13 protein-coding genes are annotated in these 14,439 nt (G+C 56.0%); 6 read left to right on the top strand and 7 right to left on the bottom strand.

What is annotated here, in order from left to right; translation table 11 throughout:
• Positions 1-49: 49 nt before the first annotated feature.
• Positions 50-1,219 (top strand): histidinol-phosphate transaminase, encoded by a 1,170-nt coding sequence (locus H5P17_RS08160; RefSeq protein WP_182822247.1) that lies wholly within the window; start codon positions 50-52, stop codon positions 1,217-1,219.
• Between the two features lie 55 nt (positions 1,220-1,274).
• On the opposite strand, the gene H5P17_RS08165 is transcribed toward H5P17_RS08160, so the two are convergent.
• Complete coding sequence (locus H5P17_RS08165; protein ID WP_182822249.1) at positions 1,275-2,315, bottom strand: LacI family DNA-binding transcriptional regulator; 1,041 nt, start codon at positions 2,313-2,315, stop codon at positions 1,275-1,277.
• A gap of 161 nt (positions 2,316-2,476) precedes the next feature.
• Here H5P17_RS08165 and H5P17_RS08170 point away from each other — a divergent pair, with 161 nt between their 5' ends.
• The 3 genes from H5P17_RS08170 (at position 2,477) to H5P17_RS08180 (ending at position 5,548) form a co-directional block, all read left to right on the top strand.
• Entirely contained in the window at positions 2,477-3,289 is an 813-nt protein-coding gene (locus H5P17_RS08170) for an SDR family oxidoreductase (RefSeq protein ID WP_255477874.1), read from the top strand.
• Positions 3,290-3,299: 10 nt separating this feature from the next.
• Positions 3,300-4,457: a phytanoyl-CoA dioxygenase family protein gene (locus H5P17_RS08175; RefSeq protein WP_182822253.1), complete on the top strand. Its 1,158-nt coding sequence runs from the start codon at positions 3,300-3,302 to the stop codon at positions 4,455-4,457.
• A gap of 83 nt (positions 4,458-4,540) precedes the next feature.
• On the top strand, positions 4,541-5,548 hold the full coding sequence (locus H5P17_RS08180; RefSeq protein ID WP_182822255.1) for an alpha/beta fold hydrolase: 1,008 nt from the start codon (positions 4,541-4,543) through the stop codon (positions 5,546-5,548).
• A gap of 56 nt (positions 5,549-5,604) precedes the next feature.
• On the opposite strand, the gene H5P17_RS08185 is transcribed toward H5P17_RS08180, so the two are convergent.
• Positions 5,605-7,215 carry a serralysin family metalloprotease gene (locus H5P17_RS08185; protein WP_182822257.1) on the bottom strand — a complete coding sequence of 537 codons (1,611 nt, stop codon included), beginning with the start codon at positions 7,213-7,215 and terminating at the stop codon, positions 5,605-5,607.
• Positions 7,216-7,633: 418 nt separating this feature from the next.
• On the opposite strand from H5P17_RS08185, the gene H5P17_RS08190 reads away from it, so the two are divergent.
• Positions 7,634-7,993, top strand: coding sequence for an AprI/Inh family metalloprotease inhibitor (locus H5P17_RS08190; protein ID WP_044550933.1), 360 nt, complete (start codon positions 7,634-7,636; stop codon positions 7,991-7,993).
• 38 nt (positions 7,994-8,031) lie between these two features.
• Here H5P17_RS08190 and H5P17_RS08195 read toward each other — a convergent pair whose 3' ends face one another.
• Both H5P17_RS08195 and H5P17_RS08200 read right to left on the bottom strand, forming a co-directional pair.
• Entirely contained in the window at positions 8,032-8,553 is a 522-nt protein-coding gene (locus tag H5P17_RS08195; RefSeq protein WP_182822259.1) for a chromate transporter, read from the bottom strand.
• The gene (locus H5P17_RS08200; protein WP_182822261.1) at positions 8,550-9,122 is read right to left on the bottom strand and encodes a chromate transporter; all 573 of its coding nucleotides are present in this window, start codon (positions 9,120-9,122) and stop codon (positions 8,550-8,552) included. The genes H5P17_RS08195 and H5P17_RS08200 overlap by 4 nt, the downstream gene beginning before the upstream one ends.
• Before the next feature lie 99 nt (positions 9,123-9,221).
• On the opposite strand from H5P17_RS08200, the gene H5P17_RS08205 reads away from it, so the two are divergent.
• Positions 9,222-10,142, top strand: coding sequence for a LysR family transcriptional regulator (locus tag H5P17_RS08205; protein ID WP_182822263.1), 921 nt, complete (start codon positions 9,222-9,224; stop codon positions 10,140-10,142).
• Here the strand turns inward: H5P17_RS08205 and licT are convergent.
• From licT to H5P17_RS08220, 3 genes are read right to left on the bottom strand one after another with little or no spacing between them, the layout of a single operon-like run.
• The gene (gene licT, locus H5P17_RS08210; protein WP_182822265.1) at positions 10,139-10,978 is read right to left on the bottom strand and encodes a BglG family transcription antiterminator LicT; all 840 of its coding nucleotides are present in this window, start codon (positions 10,976-10,978) and stop codon (positions 10,139-10,141) included. The two genes, H5P17_RS08205 and licT, sit on opposite strands and share 4 nt — an antisense overlap.
• Positions 10,979-11,004: 26 nt before the next feature.
• Positions 11,005-12,417, bottom strand: coding sequence for a glycoside hydrolase family 1 protein (locus tag H5P17_RS08215; RefSeq protein ID WP_182822267.1), 1,413 nt, complete (start codon positions 12,415-12,417; stop codon positions 11,005-11,007).
• Positions 12,414-14,279: a beta-glucoside-specific PTS transporter subunit IIABC gene (locus H5P17_RS08220; protein WP_182822269.1), complete on the bottom strand. Its 1,866-nt coding sequence runs from the start codon at positions 14,277-14,279 to the stop codon at positions 12,414-12,416. The genes H5P17_RS08215 and H5P17_RS08220 overlap by 4 nt, the downstream gene beginning before the upstream one ends.
• Positions 14,280-14,439 lie beyond the last annotated feature (160 nt).

Below are 14,439 nucleotides of genomic sequence, written 5' to 3' on the forward strand. Positions count from 1 at the left end.
TTTTCTGCCTTGTTCTCTGCGCAGCTTAATCAACAAGGAGAACAAACACATGCAAGAAAGCGATACCTTAAACGTGAAACGTAGGCAGTTACTGAAGCTCTCTGGGGCCCTGGCCGGCGGTATTGCGCTGGTGGGACTGAACCGCAGCGCATTGGCGGAGGTGGCACCTGGAGAAGCGCCTTTCGTCACGCCCACGGCAGATCATCCAATCCGCATCAACTTTAACGAAAACCCTCTTGGCATGTCGCCCAAAGCACAGGCCGCCGCGCGGGATGCTGTAGTGAAAGCCAACCGTTATGCCAAAGATGAAATTATCGCCTTGCGCAACAAATTGGCCAGTCAATATCAGGTGCCGGATACGGCCATTCTCCTGACTGCCGGTTCCTCCGAAGGGATACGCGCGGCGGTAGAGGCTTACGCCACGCTCGATACCCAACTGGTGATCCCTGAACTGACCTATGGTGACGGCGAGCATTTCGCCAAAATTGCCGGCATGAAAATCACCAAAGTGCCGATGCTCGACGGATGGCAGTTCGACATCAACGGGCTAAAACAAGCGGTAGCAAACTACGATGGCCCCTCGCTGGTGTATCTGGTCAACCCGAATAACCCCACCGCCACTATCACTCCGGCAGATTTGATCGAACCCTGGATCGCCACCAAACCGCCAAATACCCTGTTTATTGTCGACGAGGCCTATGCCGAATTCGTCAACGATCCACGCTTTCGTTCGGTCGGCCCGTTGTTTAAGCAAGGCGCGGATAACATTATCCTGCTGAAAACCTTTTCGAAAATTTTCGCCATGGCTGGCATGCGCGTTGGTTATGCAGTCGCGCAACCGGCGATTATCGCCCGCCTGACGAACCACGTTGCCGGCGAGAAAATCAATTTCTGCGGCGTCGATGCCGCCCTGGCCTCGCTGGACGATCGGGCATTTATTGCCTATAGCAAAAAAAGCAACGATACGTCACGCCAAATCCTGCTGGATGCGCTGAAGGCACTGAACATTCCCTATCTCCCCTCAGAGGGAAACTTCGTGTTTCACCAGCTCAGCGTGCCGCTAAAAGGGTATCAGCAGCATATGAAGGAAGCCGGCATATTGATTGGTCGCGCTTTCCCACCGGCTGATGCCTGGTGTCGCATCTCGCTGGGCACCCCGCAGGAAATGACGTTTGTCGCTAAAACGCTGCATGAATTTCGCGCCAAAGGTTGGGTGTAATTACCTTGTTACGCACGCCCTTGCCACCGGTTCGCCGGTGGCTACAATCCCTGCATTAAGCGCCGGCGAAAGGGTCTTCGACCCTCCCGAGATTAAACGGCGTCACCACGCTTATCCTTGAAAAGGCGTGCGTGACGATATTGCCGGGAACAAACCCGTGGTATTGCAAAATAGCCTGGAAAGCGTTGCGCGCATCACGTTGTAAATCGTGGTCGATCACCGCATCAATCCGCTCTTGCGCCAACAGTTGCCGATTTTCCTGATCCAAATCGTGGCCGATAAATGCCGCCAGCGGCCGCTGTTGCCGGTTGAACGCTTCGACAATCGCAGAATTCCCCCCTCCAACGCTGTACACCGCGTGAATATCCGGATGGCTGCGCAACGTTTCCGTTACCCGCGCCAGCGTCGGTGCATGGACCCCCAGACCACCGCTAATGTCCACCACGCTAAGGTGCGGTGCCCTTTCCCGCAGCCATTGACGGAATCCCCCCTCTCTTTCTTCTTCGCCGCGAAAACCCTGGCTGCTGATCACCACGGCCACCCGCTGTGGCTGCGGCGGCAACCAGCGAGCCATCAGATAAGCTGCCGTACGGCCCGCCGCTCGGTTATCCATGCCGATATAGCTGATGCGCCGACTTTGCGGCAGATCGGTCACTATGGTCACCACCGGTATGCCCTGCTGCTGTAACAAACCGACGCTGTCATTGAGCAATTGCTCATCGCTCACCTTCAGGATCACCCCATAGGAGCCCTGACTACGGCAACGCTCCAGCACCTGCTGCAGTTCAGCGGTGCCGATCTGTTCAAAAATATGAAAGCGCAGCGTAATGCGAAACGGCACGAAGGTACTTAACTGGCTACACAGTGCATCTGTAACCAACTGACTGAAACGCTGCGGCGTGTGCATCACCACGTCGATCGGCAGCGTACGGCCGCTGGCAAGCCCGCTGCGCTGCTGATTCTCCAAATCCTGCAGCGCCTGTTCAATGCGCCGCAGCGTTTGTTGATGCACCTTGCCGCGCTGATGCAGCGCGCGATCGACCGTTGCCTTGCTGACACCCGCCTGCGCAGCAATTTGTTTGATAGAGAATTTCATACCGCCGCCAAATTGAGGTCTTTTTGAGGTTTCAGTGAGGTTTTGTTAACAAAATGTAGATGCTAGGGTTAGCAATAGCAAGATGAAGATAAAAACAACCGATTGATTTTTAATATCAAAAATTATCTGAGGCTGACGCAATGCATGAGAATGTAAACACAATGTTTTCCGGAAACTATTACGTGGTGACGGGGGCAACCCAGGGGCTGGGCGCTGCGGTGGCACAACTGCTGGCCGAGCGCGGGGCCGCCGGGCTGATGCTTTGCGGCCGCAATCAGAAAGCGGGTGCCGCCCAGGCAGAGAAGTTGCGCGCTACCGGCTGCGATGCCCGATTCGTCACCGCTGACATTGCCGACCCGGCAGCCTGCCACGACGTCATTGCCGAAGCGGAAAACGCTTTCGGTACCCTGCATGGGTTGGTTAACTGCGCCGGCATGTCCGACCGCGGTACCATAATCGATACCACGCCAGAGCTGTTTGACGCGATTTTCGCCGTCAATATTCGCGCGCCCTTCTTCCTGATGCAGGAAGCCATCAAAGTGATGATCAAGCATCAGGTCGCTGGCTCCATCGTTAACATCATTACCATTACCGCGCACGGCGGTCAGTCGTTTCTCGCTCCTTATGCCGCCTCAAAAGGCGCACTGATCACCCTGACCAAAAACGTCGCCTTTAGCGCCATGCGCAACCGCATCCGGGTAAACGGCCTGAATATCGGTTGGATGGACACGCCACATGAGCATGAAATTCAGCGCCAGTATCACGACGCCGATGAGAATTGGTTAGCACAGGCGGAACGGAAACAGCCGTTTGGGCGTTTATTGAAACCACGGGAAGTGGCGCGTGCGGTGGCGTTCTTACTGTCTGAGGAGTCGGGAATGATGACCGGCGCGGTTGTCGACTTCGATCAGGGGGTGATTGGCTGCGGCGACGGCGGTTCACCCAAACCGGACCACCCACTGAGCCTGAACTAGGGAGCACATCATGACTGAAACTCTTTTTTTACAGCCTGACCGGCTTTCGGTTGATGACTTTGGCCACACATGTGAGCAGTCGCTCACATTGAGTGAATATCCACTGGCGGCCGACGCGCAAAAAAACGTGCTGATTTATCACGCTGACACGCTGATTGAGCGTGCGCAAACCGATAAAACCTCGGTATTGAGTGAGCTGCACCGGGCACTTTCCACCGGCCCCGGCGTGCTGGTGATTAAAAACACCTATCCCGACAAGAGCATCATAGAGCGCCATAACCGGGTTTTCGAGGCCATTTTCCAGGAAGAAGCCGCCAGAGGGAACGCGGGCGATCACTTTTCTACCGCCGGCAATAACGGCCGCATCTGGAATTCGCTGCAAAAGGCCGCCCAGCACGATCCCGACGCCTTTATTGACTACTACGCCAACCCTGTACTGGCGTTGGTCAGCGAAGCCTGGCTCGGCCCCTGGTATCAAATGACGGCGCAGGTCAACGTAGTGCGTCCTGGGGGAAAGGCGCAGCAACCGCACCGTGACTACCATCTGGGCTTTCAGGAAAATCAGGACGTACAACGTTTTCCGTTGCCGTTGCAACTGCTATCGCAGTATCTGACGTTGCAAGGTGCTGTAGCGCATTCTGCGATGCCGCTGGAGTCCGGCCCAACTCAATTACTGCCGTTCTCGCAACAGTATCCTGGCGGCTACCTGGCCTGGCGACGTCCGGATTTTATCGACTATTTCCAGCAACATGCCGTACAGCTGCCGCTGGAGCTGGGAGACGCACTGTTCTTTAACCCGGCGCTGTTCCATGCTGCGGGCAACAATGTCACCCGCGACCATGTGCGCATCGCCAATCTGTTGCAGGTCTCATCGGCATTCGGCAAGCCGATGGAAACCGTGAACCGCTTGAATCTGCTGCAGCAGATCTATCCGGCGTTACTGCGGCGCTATCAAGCAGGAGAGCTGCTGGGTGCGGAGTTGGCGGCGACCGTCGCGGCGGCGGCAGACGGCTACTCTTTCCCCACCAATCTGGACAGCGATCCGCCGCTGGCCGGACTGGCTCCGCAAACCCAGCAACAGTTGCTGATGCAGGCGCTGCAGGCGGATTGGGCCCCCGCGCACTTCAACCAACAGCTTGAACGCCAACAACAGTTGCGCAGTGCCTAGCGTTTCATGCCTCCTTTTCATCGGGGAGGCATGACCTTTACGGCTATACTCAGACTCTTGCCGATTTTCATAAGGACATCAGGATGCTGAGATTGACCCGTCGAGTGGCGCTAGCCGCTGCTCTGGCCGCCTTTTCTGCCAGCGTGGCTGCCGAAACGCCAAAATACGGTCAGGAACTGCAGGGCTTTCACTATCCTTACCCACTGCAACAATTCAGCTTCCCCTCGCAGGGGCAGCAGTTAAGTATGGGCTATATGGATGTTCCGCCAGAGGGAGACGCCAACGGCCGTACTGCGGTGCTGATGCACGGCAAAAACTTCTGCGCGGCCACCTGGCAGGAGACCATCAAGGCACTGAGCAAGGCGGGTTATCGGGTGATCGCGCCCGATCAAATCGGCTTTTGCAGCTCCACCAAACCGCAGCACTACCAATACAGCTTTCAGCAATTGGCGAGCAATACCCACGCGCTGTTAAATAACCTGAAAATCGGTAAAGCGGTGATCGTCGGCCATTCTACCGGCGGCATGCTGGCAACCCGCTATAGCCTGATGTACCCGCAGGCGGTGGAGCGGCTGGTGATGGTCAATCCGATTGGGCTGGAAGACTGGAAAGCCAAAGGCGTGCCGTGGCGCAGCGTCGATCAGTGGTTCGAGCGTGAATTGAAAACCTCTGCTGCCGGTATTCGACAATACGAACTGCAGACCTATTATGCTGGCCACTGGAAGCCGGAATATGATCGCTGGGTCGATATGCTGGCCGGGTTGAACAACGGGCCTGGTCATCGCCTGGTGGCCTGGAATTCGGCGCTGATTTACGACATGATTTTTACCCAGCCGGTGTACTACGAGTTTAAGGATCTGCAAACGCCGACCACTTTGATGATCGGCACCGCCGACACCACCGCCATCGGCAGCGACATCGCTCCACCTGCGGTCAAGGCCAGGCTCGGTCACTATAATCTGCTGGGCAAACAGGTGGAGAAAATGATCCCGCACGCCACCCTGATCGAATTCCCTGGCCTGGGTCATGCGCCACAAATGGAGGAGCCCGAACGGTTCAATCAGGCGCTGATCAAGGCTCTGAACCCTTAAAGGCCGGGGATGGCGCTTTAGTAAAAGGGCCGTAAGGCCCTTATCAAGCGTGGCACTCAGGCAAACAGAATGTCGCTTTGTTCCACCTGGCCGACAACGTGGATTTTGAAGTCCGCCGCATAGCTGTCGTTATGGGTATTCAGCAGTAAATCCGTCGTACCGTTAAAGGTATCGAAGTTAAGTTTAAACTCGCCTTTCTGGCCGCTGAAACTGTCGGCACTGTCGATCAATCGCAGTTCACTCAGGCTGTTGTTGAAACGCAGCCCCGAGAGGTCGATCTTGTCGATCCCGTGCTCGAAATCCTCGATCACATCGAATGCCGTAGTGGTGGACTCATTGGCATTGAGGTAAACGAAATAGTCGGCGAAGTTATTGGCGTCTTTGCCGCCCCACAGGTGGTCCGCCCCCAACCCGCCATACAACATGTCCGAACCGGCATTGCCGGCCAGCAGGTTGGCCTGTTCGTTGCCGATGATCACGTCGCGACCGCTGCCGCCAATGGCGTTCTCGATCACCGCATTATTGGCGATCGCCACGTTCTGCGTGCCACCGCCCACGCTGGAAAATGCGCCGTCATTAAGATTAATCAGCTGCTGCTGGCTGTAGCCGGAAAAATCCAGCGTGTCATTACCGCCCGCGTCCCACACCGCAAAGTTCACCGGCTTGCCGTTATCTGCCGTTGCGGTCAAGAAGTCGCGCCCGGTATTGGAATTAAAGCCGTAAACCGAATCCCCGGTGCGCGTCTCCATATTGGCACCGTACAGTTTCTGCATCGCGGCGATGTCGTCGATCATCGGGCCATAACCGTTGACCCCTTTGGTATCGGAGCCGGTGTTATTGCCGTTGAAGTAGCTCATTATCGAGTATTGTACCGAATCCTGATAATACACGGCGTCATCGATATAAGTGGGATCCCTGTCGTCGGAAGCGTCATAATCGCCAGGGTGCAGCAACCCCAACGCATGGCCAATTTCATGGGTGAAGGTCTGGCTGCTGAAATCCCCCGGCACCGGCGCTTGATGAGTCTGGAATCCCTTGTTGAACCAGACCGTACTGGCGTAAATGTTTCCATTCGTGGAATCAGAATTCGCCGGATAATAGCCAAAGGCATTGTCATCCGCTGCGCTACCATCGGCTTTCTGGGTGTAATAAGCGAAGGTGATATCCGCCCGGTGGCTCAGATCCGTGGACTGCGCTTCGGTAAAGGTGACATTCGCCACATCCGCCCAGGCCTGCATCGATTTTAACGCCTGGCTTTTAGCCGCCTCAGTCAGCGGCTCCAACCCTTTATTGGCGTTGTTCTCCGTCCCTGTTCTGCCGATAACATCCAACACATCCTGCGTCAGAAAGGAAAAGGTCAGATCTGCCGGCTGATGGAAAACGTTGTCGCCGTTGTGCGTATACCCACTGCGAGTCAGCTGATCGGCTGCGCGCTCGGAGCTGTAGTTTTCACGGGTCTTGCCCCAGGTGGTAAGCGGGCCGGTGCCTCGCTGGTTGCTGTAGAGATTGGCATTATCCAACGTCAGATAAGCGCCATAGCCCAGCCCATTGTAGATGCTGCCGGTTTGGTGATAGTAGAATTGATAGTTGGGATCATGAGGGGATGTGGCCGCCAGGCCGGTAAACGCTTCGTCATCTTGCAAAATTTCATTGTGATTGCGGTTCATCGCATTCTCCTTTACACAATAGGAATTTACTCAATTGGTGAGGCATTCAATCAAAATAACTAATGGGAACATTCCAGTTCCGCAACCCAGCATAGGGAATTAGTCTGACGGCGCAACCATACAAGAGTGCAATAATAAGCAGGCATTCCAAGTCAAATAAAATCATTAAAACAATTAAAAACAATTGATTGAAAAATATAGACCACAATAAAAAGAAGACTACTGGCTTTAATTGCTCGTCATTTATACTGCGGGTTATTCATTGATTCAGAATAAACGAGTATTAAAATCACTTATCCTTGGATCACCCAGCAACAAGGATCGTGCTATGGTATTAACGGATTTCAGTAAGGAGTGGCCGATGTCGAGATTTCTCTCTTTGCGCGCACTCAGGCGCGTTGCCCTGACAGGAGTTGTTATGAGCCTTATGTTAAGCAGCACTACCTTTGCCAGTTCACTGCCCCTGCTGGCCCCCTCTGCGCTGAAGGGGCACTGGCAGTTGAACGATGCCGAAGGCAAAGCCCCAGCCTGCCACGTTGAATTAAGCGATGAACTGATTGAGGGGACTAATGCCTACCGTTTCACCGCTTCAGAGCAGTGTCTGCAACCCTTGTCGCTCACCGAACTGCCGGTGGCCTGGCGCCCGACGCCGGACGGCATGACGCTGACCAATGCCGATGGCAGCATGGTAGCGTTTCTGGCGCTGACGGCCCCCAAACGCTATGAAGTGATGAACCATAACGGCAAGCCCCGCTTTTCTCTGACGCCGCGCCAGTAACTCACTCTGGCGGCAGCAACCCCTGCCGCCAATATCGATTACGCCACCAACAGCCCCAGTATCGCCCCGCCCGCCAACACCCATAATGGGTGAATGCGTTTGCTCATACTCAGCACCGTTGCCAGCAGGATAATCATCGCCAACGGCCAATTCGGTGCGGAAGCTTCGGCAATCAGCACGCCACTGGCCGCCACCAGGCCGACGGTCACCGGCACCAAACCGCTCTGCACCCTACGCCGCCATGGCTTATCCTTGAAGCGTCGCCAGACGCCCATCACCAACAGGGTAACCATCGACGACGGGCCGAACTTGGCGACGGAAGACACCAACAGCCCGGCCCAACCGGCCACGTGCCACCCTACCAGCGGCACAATCATCATGTTCGGCCCCGGCGCGGCCTGCGCCATGGCGAACAGCGCGCTGAACTCCTGCGCACTCATCCATTGGTGAACCTCCACCACCTGACGCTGCATTTCCGGCAGAATGGTCATGCCGCCGCCAAACGCCAGCAGTGACAGCTCGGTGAATATGATCGCCAGCGAGATCAATATGGCCATCATGAGGGATCCCTCCACCACATCAGCAAGATGCTCAGCGGCGCCAATGTCAGCATGGTCGGCAGCAAGGGCAAGCGCAGCCAGGCGATGGCGATCAGACACAGCGCCACAATGCCCAGCGCCAGCCATTTACCGCGCAGTGGCAACAGCATTTTCACCCCGGTAGACAGCAGCAAACCGGCCGCCGCCGCCGCCAGCCCGGCAAACACGTGTTGCACGTGGGCGTCATTTTGGAAGCGGGCATAAACCATCCCCAAACCGACCACGATAGCCGTCGGTGCGCTGATCAGCCCCAGCAGTGCGCAAAAGGCGCCCCGCAGGCCACGAAACTCCATGCCAACCGCGACCGAAAGGTTGATCACGTTGCCGCCCGGCAGAAACTGGCACAGCCCCAGCAGCTCGGTAAACTGCTGGCCACTGAGCCAACGACGATCTTCTACCAGCATATTTCGCGCCAGGGGCAACACCCCGCCAAAGCCAATCAACCCCAGCATCAGAAAGCCCAAAAACAACTCGCCGTTACCCGGCGGTGTTGCCAGCGGGTGATTTTTTACCGCATCAGATTCGGACATTGTTCGTTCCACATCGCTTATTTTGATGGCTGGTATGATGCGCGTCGCCATGCCATGATGTCTAATGCATTTCGGAAGCAACAAGGATACCTACAGGGTATGTCAATGATCGAACTTCGCCGCCTGCGGGCTTTCGTTACTGTGGTAGAGGAAGGCAATATCACCCGCGCCGCCGAACGACTGTTTATTCAACAACCGCCGTTGACCCGCCTGTTACAGGGGCTGGAAGAGGAATTGGGGGTAAAACTGCTGCAACGTCTGCCCCGCGGCGTACGCGTTACCGAGGCCGGCAGCGTGTTGTTCAATGAAGCGCGGGCGCTACTGACGCGGGCAGAACATCTGACCGAAGCGGTACACCGCGCCGCACGGGGCGAACAAGGTCATATCGCCATCGGTTTTACCAGCTCGGCCGCATTGCATCCCTTCGTGCCCAATCTGCTGCGTCGCTACCGTGAGATCCTGCCTGGCATTACCACTCAGTTGGAAGAGGCCGGCAGCGGCGAACTGTTGGATGCCCTGGTGGATGAGCGGCTCGACGTGGCCTTTGTCCGTTCGCCGGTTGGCGGTATTCCTGGTTTGACAATTGAGCCGGTGCTGCGCGAGCCGATGCTGATCGCCCTGCCCATCGGTCACCCGCTGGCCACCCATGACGATCAACCGCTGCCGCTGACGGCGCTGATTCAAGAAGCTTTTATTCTCTACCGCCGGCCGGCGGGTCAGGGTTTGTATGACGCCATTCTGGCTGCCTGCCACCGCGCCGGGTTCAGCCCTCGCGTTATTCAGGAAGCCCCGCGCCTGCCCGCCACGCTAAGTCTGGTGGCCGCCGGGTTGGGCTTGTCGATCGTACCGGCTTCGATGCGAAGATTAGGCGGCGACGGCATCGTTTACCGAACCATTGCCGAACAGGCTCAGCTCAGCGCGCCGCTTTATCTGGCGCTGCGCAGCAACCGGACTTCGGCCATCATCCAACGCTTTCGCGATCTGGTGGCCGAAGCCGTCAGCGAGCAGTCGCCCGGCTAATCAGACCGGTCGGCGATACGCGTCAGATGGATCACCAGATACAGCAGTTCATCGTTCGACATCTCCATCTGCAGCAGATTCTTCACGTAGTCGCGGATCAGCAGCGCGCCGCGATAGGCATGCGGATACTCCTTGGTCACCTGCGCAAAAATAAAGTCGTCTTTCGACGCCATTTGCTGCCCCTCGATCATTCGCTGTATGAAAAACTGCATATGCACTAAAAAACGCGAGTAGTTGAGAGAGTCGGTGTCGATATTGATGCGAAAGTGATATTTGATGATATTGAAAATGTCTTTCAGCATCTTCACCGACAGCAGCGTATGTTCCATGTTCTGCACGTCGGTTTGACCATTAACCAGATGAAAAGCAATGTTGCCCGCTTCCTCTTCCGGCAGCGTAATGTTCAGCCGCCGGTTAATGTGTGCCAGTGCCTGGGCCGCCACCGCGAACTCCTGCGGGTAAAAACGCTTCACCTCGAACAGCAGGCGGTTCTGGATCGCGATCCCCTTGTGATAGCGCTCAATGGCGAAACTGATATGGTCTGCCAGCGTAAAGAAAATCTGCTCGTTAATCCGCCCGTTAAGTTGCCGGTTGGCCTCCGCCAGGATCATCTGCACAATCTCGATGTGCTCTTCCGGCGTGGTTTCGATCAGCCGCAGGTAATCGCGACCCTTTTGACTGTTCTGCACCACATACACTTTCTCTATCGCGGCCGGGTCGAGAACGTCACCCACTTTGCTGTTAAAGCCAATACCCTTGCCCATCACGATAGCTTCATGGTTATCGTCATCCGCCGATAGCACCAGGCTATTATTGAGTACCTTAATGACTTTCATCGTCGCGGCCACACCCTCTGTTTTTATTATCGTTGCCGGCCATTGGAGACAATCAGCCGTTGGTACCAGTCAAAACTGCGCTTTTTGATCCGCCGCAGATCCTTCAGATCCTGCTCACCCCGGTTTACATAGATAAACCCGTAGCGCTTGGCATAGCCCTGATGGGTGCTGACCACGTCTATTGCCGCCCAGGGGCAATACCCCATCAGTTCGACGCCATCATTGATGGCCAACTGCATCTGTTCGACGTGCTGACGCATAAACTCGATGCGGTAATCGTCGTTGATTGTATCATCGGCCTGCAGCTGGTCCGGGGCGCCAATGCCGTTTTCAGTAATTAATATCGGTAAATGGTAACGTTCCGCGGTTTTGCGCAGCGTCAGCCGTAATCCGACCGGATCGATCACCCAGCCGTAGCGGGTTTTGCCGACAAACGGGTTCTCCGCCGCGCGGTAGACTCCCGGTTCCCCCAGCATGATTTGCTGATCGCCAGCCCGTGCACTGATGTCCGACGCATCGCCTCGGCTGGCGGCAATGGTGGCGGTCGAGTAATAATTTATCGCCACGAAGTCCGGTTTGCCCTGCAGCAACAGCGTCGCGTCACCGGGTTCCGTCCGTGGCGCCAACTGACGATCCAGCAGGTAACGCCAGGCCAGCGGGTTATAACGACCCTGCACGGCCACGTCGAGGAAGCTCCAGCAGCGCAGCGTTTCCCAGTTATGGGCGGCAATGGCATCCAGCGGATTGCAGGTTTCCTGATACATCGAGGTGGTATTAATCGCCGGGCCGATCTTCCCGGCCGGGCAGCGCTGATGACACAACGCCATCACCCGGGCCTGAGCCACCAACATATGGTGGCTTTGCTGATACAGCACTCGCCTGGACGGCAGCTCACCGCCCTTCGGCGTGCCAATGGCGCCCGGATGCAGGATCATGGTGTTCTGCTCGTTGATGGTCAGCCAATATTTTACCCGGTCACCAAAAGCATCAAACAACACTTCGGCATAATCGACAAAGGCATCGATGGTGGCGCGGTTCGACCAACCGCCCTGTTGCTCAAGCACATAAGGCAGATCAAAGTGATAGAGCGTTACGACAGGTTCTATACCATGGCTCAGCAGTTCATCAATCAACTGGCGGTAAAAATCCAGCCCTGCGGCATTGACCTCGCCGGTTCCCTGCGGCAGTACTCGCGTCCAGGCAATCGAGAAACGGTAGGCCTTTAACCCCAGTTCGGCAAACAGCTGCACATCTTCCCGGAAGCGATGATAGTGATCGCTGGCGACCTTAAAGTCAGCGGTTTCTGCCGGGTGATCAAGCATATCGACAATCGATGGACTTTTGCCGTCTTCGTTCCAGGCCCCCTCCACCTGATAGGCAGAGGTGGAAGCCCCCCACAGAAAATCTGCGGGGAAATCGTTCAGTTGTTGGTAAATCATGCCTGCTCCTGCTGCGCATTATTAAGGGTGATGATGGGCTGCCCAAAATCTACGGCCCCCGGTTGGCGGCAATTCAGCTGAGGAAAAGCTTCGCTGTTAACCACCAGCACCGGCGTGGTGATGTCGTAACCCAGCCCGATGATAGCCGCCAGATCAAAGCGCACCAGTTCTTCTCCCACCTGGACGCGATCGCCAATTTTAAGATCCGAAGTGAAATATTGCCCCGCCAGATTGACGGTATCGATGCCAATATGCACCAGCAGTTCGACGCCGTTGTCCCCCTTGATACCGACCGCATGCATGGAAGGCAGGAAAGTCACGACTTCCCCCGCCAACGGTGCACGCAAAACCCCTTCCTGAGGCCGTATCGCGATACCCTGGCCCAAGAGCCCCTGTGAGAACACGTCGTCGTTAACCTGTTCCAATGCCACCAGTTGACCCTTGAGCGGACTGAAAATTTGCTGTTCGCCGCCACCGACGGCCTCCGAAACCCCGGATCCCGTTTCTTCAACCGGATCGTCGAACCCCAGCATCCAGGTCAGTGCAAAAGTCACCACAATGGCAATGGCGCAGGTGATCAGCGCATGGACAATGTTCATTGGGTTTTCGCCGATAAACGCCGGCAGCGCCGCTAATCCGGGAGAAACGAAGGCATAGCGCACCAACCCACTCAGCCCGGCGTAAATACCGGCACAGCCGCCGCCGATCATAGCTGCAATCAGCGGTTTACGCAGTTTGAGCGTCACGCCGTACAACGAAGGCTCAGTGATGCCCAGCAGCGCGGTGAAACCCGCAGAGGACGCCAGCTGGCGCAGATTTTTGTTTTTGGTGCGAAAAGCCACGCACAGCGTCGCAGCGCCCTGTGCAATGTTGGAAGCCAACATGCCTGGGCCGTTAATCATTTCGAAACCGTTTTTACTCAACTGACCGGTAGCGATCGGCGTCATAGCCCAGGCCGTACCAGTGATCACCAGGAACGGCTGGAGGCCGCCCATCAGCATAGGGATCAGCCAACTGGCTTTACCGTCGACGATAGCAGCACCGGCAGCCACCAGATCGTTGAGGAAGATGCCGAACGGCCCCACCACCACCAACGCCAACGGGGCGGTCACCAACAGGATAATCATAGGCTTGGTGAAGAACTTGATCATCGTCGGCGACACTTTCTCGGCAAAACGCTCGATGTAGGACATTAACCAGACGGTGAAAATGATCGGTAACACCGAGCCGGCGTAATCCGCCAGGCGCACCGGTATCCCGACGAAATCAATCACCGTGCCCGCCGCCAGCATTTGCGCCAAATTGGGGTGCAACAAGGCGCCGGCAATGGTCATTGCCAGAATCGGGTTACATTCGAATTTAATTGCCGCGCCGTAGGCCAGCAGCACCGGCAGGAAGAAAAAGGCCGCATCGGCAATGGTGTCCAGCAGATGGTAGGTCGGACTGGCGGCATCTATCACCCCGGTCAGTTTCAGGATCGCCAGCAGCGCCTTAATCATCCCCGCACCGGTGATAGCGGGGATCACCGGCGTGAAAGTGGTTGAAATAACGCTGATAATCTGTGAAATCATCCCTCCCCGAGCAGGGGAGTTTTTCTCGCTCTGACGGCCACTGAGATCGCCAATTTCTTTTTGCATCGCACGGAAGGTTTGCTGCACGTTGTTGCCGACCACGATCTGAAACTGACCACCACGCTCCACCACGCTGATCACCCCAGGCAAGGCCTCGATCGCTTTCGCTTGTACCTTGCTGTCATCGTTAAACTCCATGCGCAAACGGGTGGCACAGTGCGTCAGTTTGCTGACGTTGCTCTTGCCCCCGACCTGCACCAAAATATCCAGACCCAACTGTTTGTAATCCATCGAATATCCCCGGTAAAAAAGCAAAAAAAAAGACCAAAATCAAAATGCGCCTCATCACAAGGAGAGGTGCATTCCTATTTTGGTCTTGCCTGCCTGAGCAGTAACACGCCGTAATAAAAATGTCTGGCGATCGCTAAGATCGCGGCAAAAGTATCGCCAT

The organism is Serratia sp. OS31 (assembly GCF_014164835.1).
Taxonomy (GTDB): domain Bacteria; phylum Pseudomonadota; class Gammaproteobacteria; order Enterobacterales; family Enterobacteriaceae; genus Serratia; species Serratia liquefaciens_A.

Excerpts from the sequence above, each read along its gene's own strand:
- H5P17_RS08195 (WP_182822259.1), bottom strand. The coding sequence starts at position 8,553 with ATGATGGCCATATTGATCTCGCTGGCGATCATATTCACCGAGCTGTCA.
- H5P17_RS08170 (WP_255477874.1), top strand. The coding sequence starts at position 2,477 with ATGTTTTCCGGAAACTATTACGTGGTGACGGGGGCAACCCAGGGGCTG.
- H5P17_RS08180 (WP_182822255.1), top strand. The coding sequence starts at position 4,541 with ATGCTGAGATTGACCCGTCGAGTGGCGCTAGCCGCTGCTCTGGCCGCC.
- H5P17_RS08160 (WP_182822247.1), top strand. The coding sequence starts at position 50 with ATGCAAGAAAGCGATACCTTAAACGTGAAACGTAGGCAGTTACTGAAG.
- H5P17_RS08205 (WP_182822263.1), top strand. The coding sequence starts at position 9,222 with ATGTCAATGATCGAACTTCGCCGCCTGCGGGCTTTCGTTACTGTGGTA.
- H5P17_RS08220 (WP_182822269.1), bottom strand. The coding sequence starts at position 14,279 with ATGGATTACAAACAGTTGGGTCTGGATATTTTGGTGCAGGTCGGGGGC.
- H5P17_RS08200 (WP_182822261.1), bottom strand. The coding sequence starts at position 9,122 with ATGTCCGAATCTGATGCGGTAAAAAATCACCCGCTGGCAACACCGCCG.
- H5P17_RS08175 (WP_182822253.1), top strand. The coding sequence starts at position 3,300 with ATGACTGAAACTCTTTTTTTACAGCCTGACCGGCTTTCGGTTGATGAC.
- licT (WP_182822265.1), bottom strand. The coding sequence starts at position 10,978 with ATGAAAGTCATTAAGGTACTCAATAATAGCCTGGTGCTATCGGCGGAT.
- H5P17_RS08215 (WP_182822267.1), bottom strand. The coding sequence starts at position 12,417 with ATGATTTACCAACAACTGAACGATTTCCCCGCAGATTTTCTGTGGGGG.
- H5P17_RS08185 (WP_182822257.1), bottom strand. The coding sequence starts at position 7,215 with ATGAACCGCAATCACAATGAAATTTTGCAAGATGACGAAGCGTTTACC.
- H5P17_RS08165 (WP_182822249.1), bottom strand. The coding sequence starts at position 2,315 with ATGAAATTCTCTATCAAACAAATTGCTGCGCAGGCGGGTGTCAGCAAG.
- H5P17_RS08190 (WP_044550933.1), top strand. The coding sequence starts at position 7,634 with ATGAGCCTTATGTTAAGCAGCACTACCTTTGCCAGTTCACTGCCCCTG.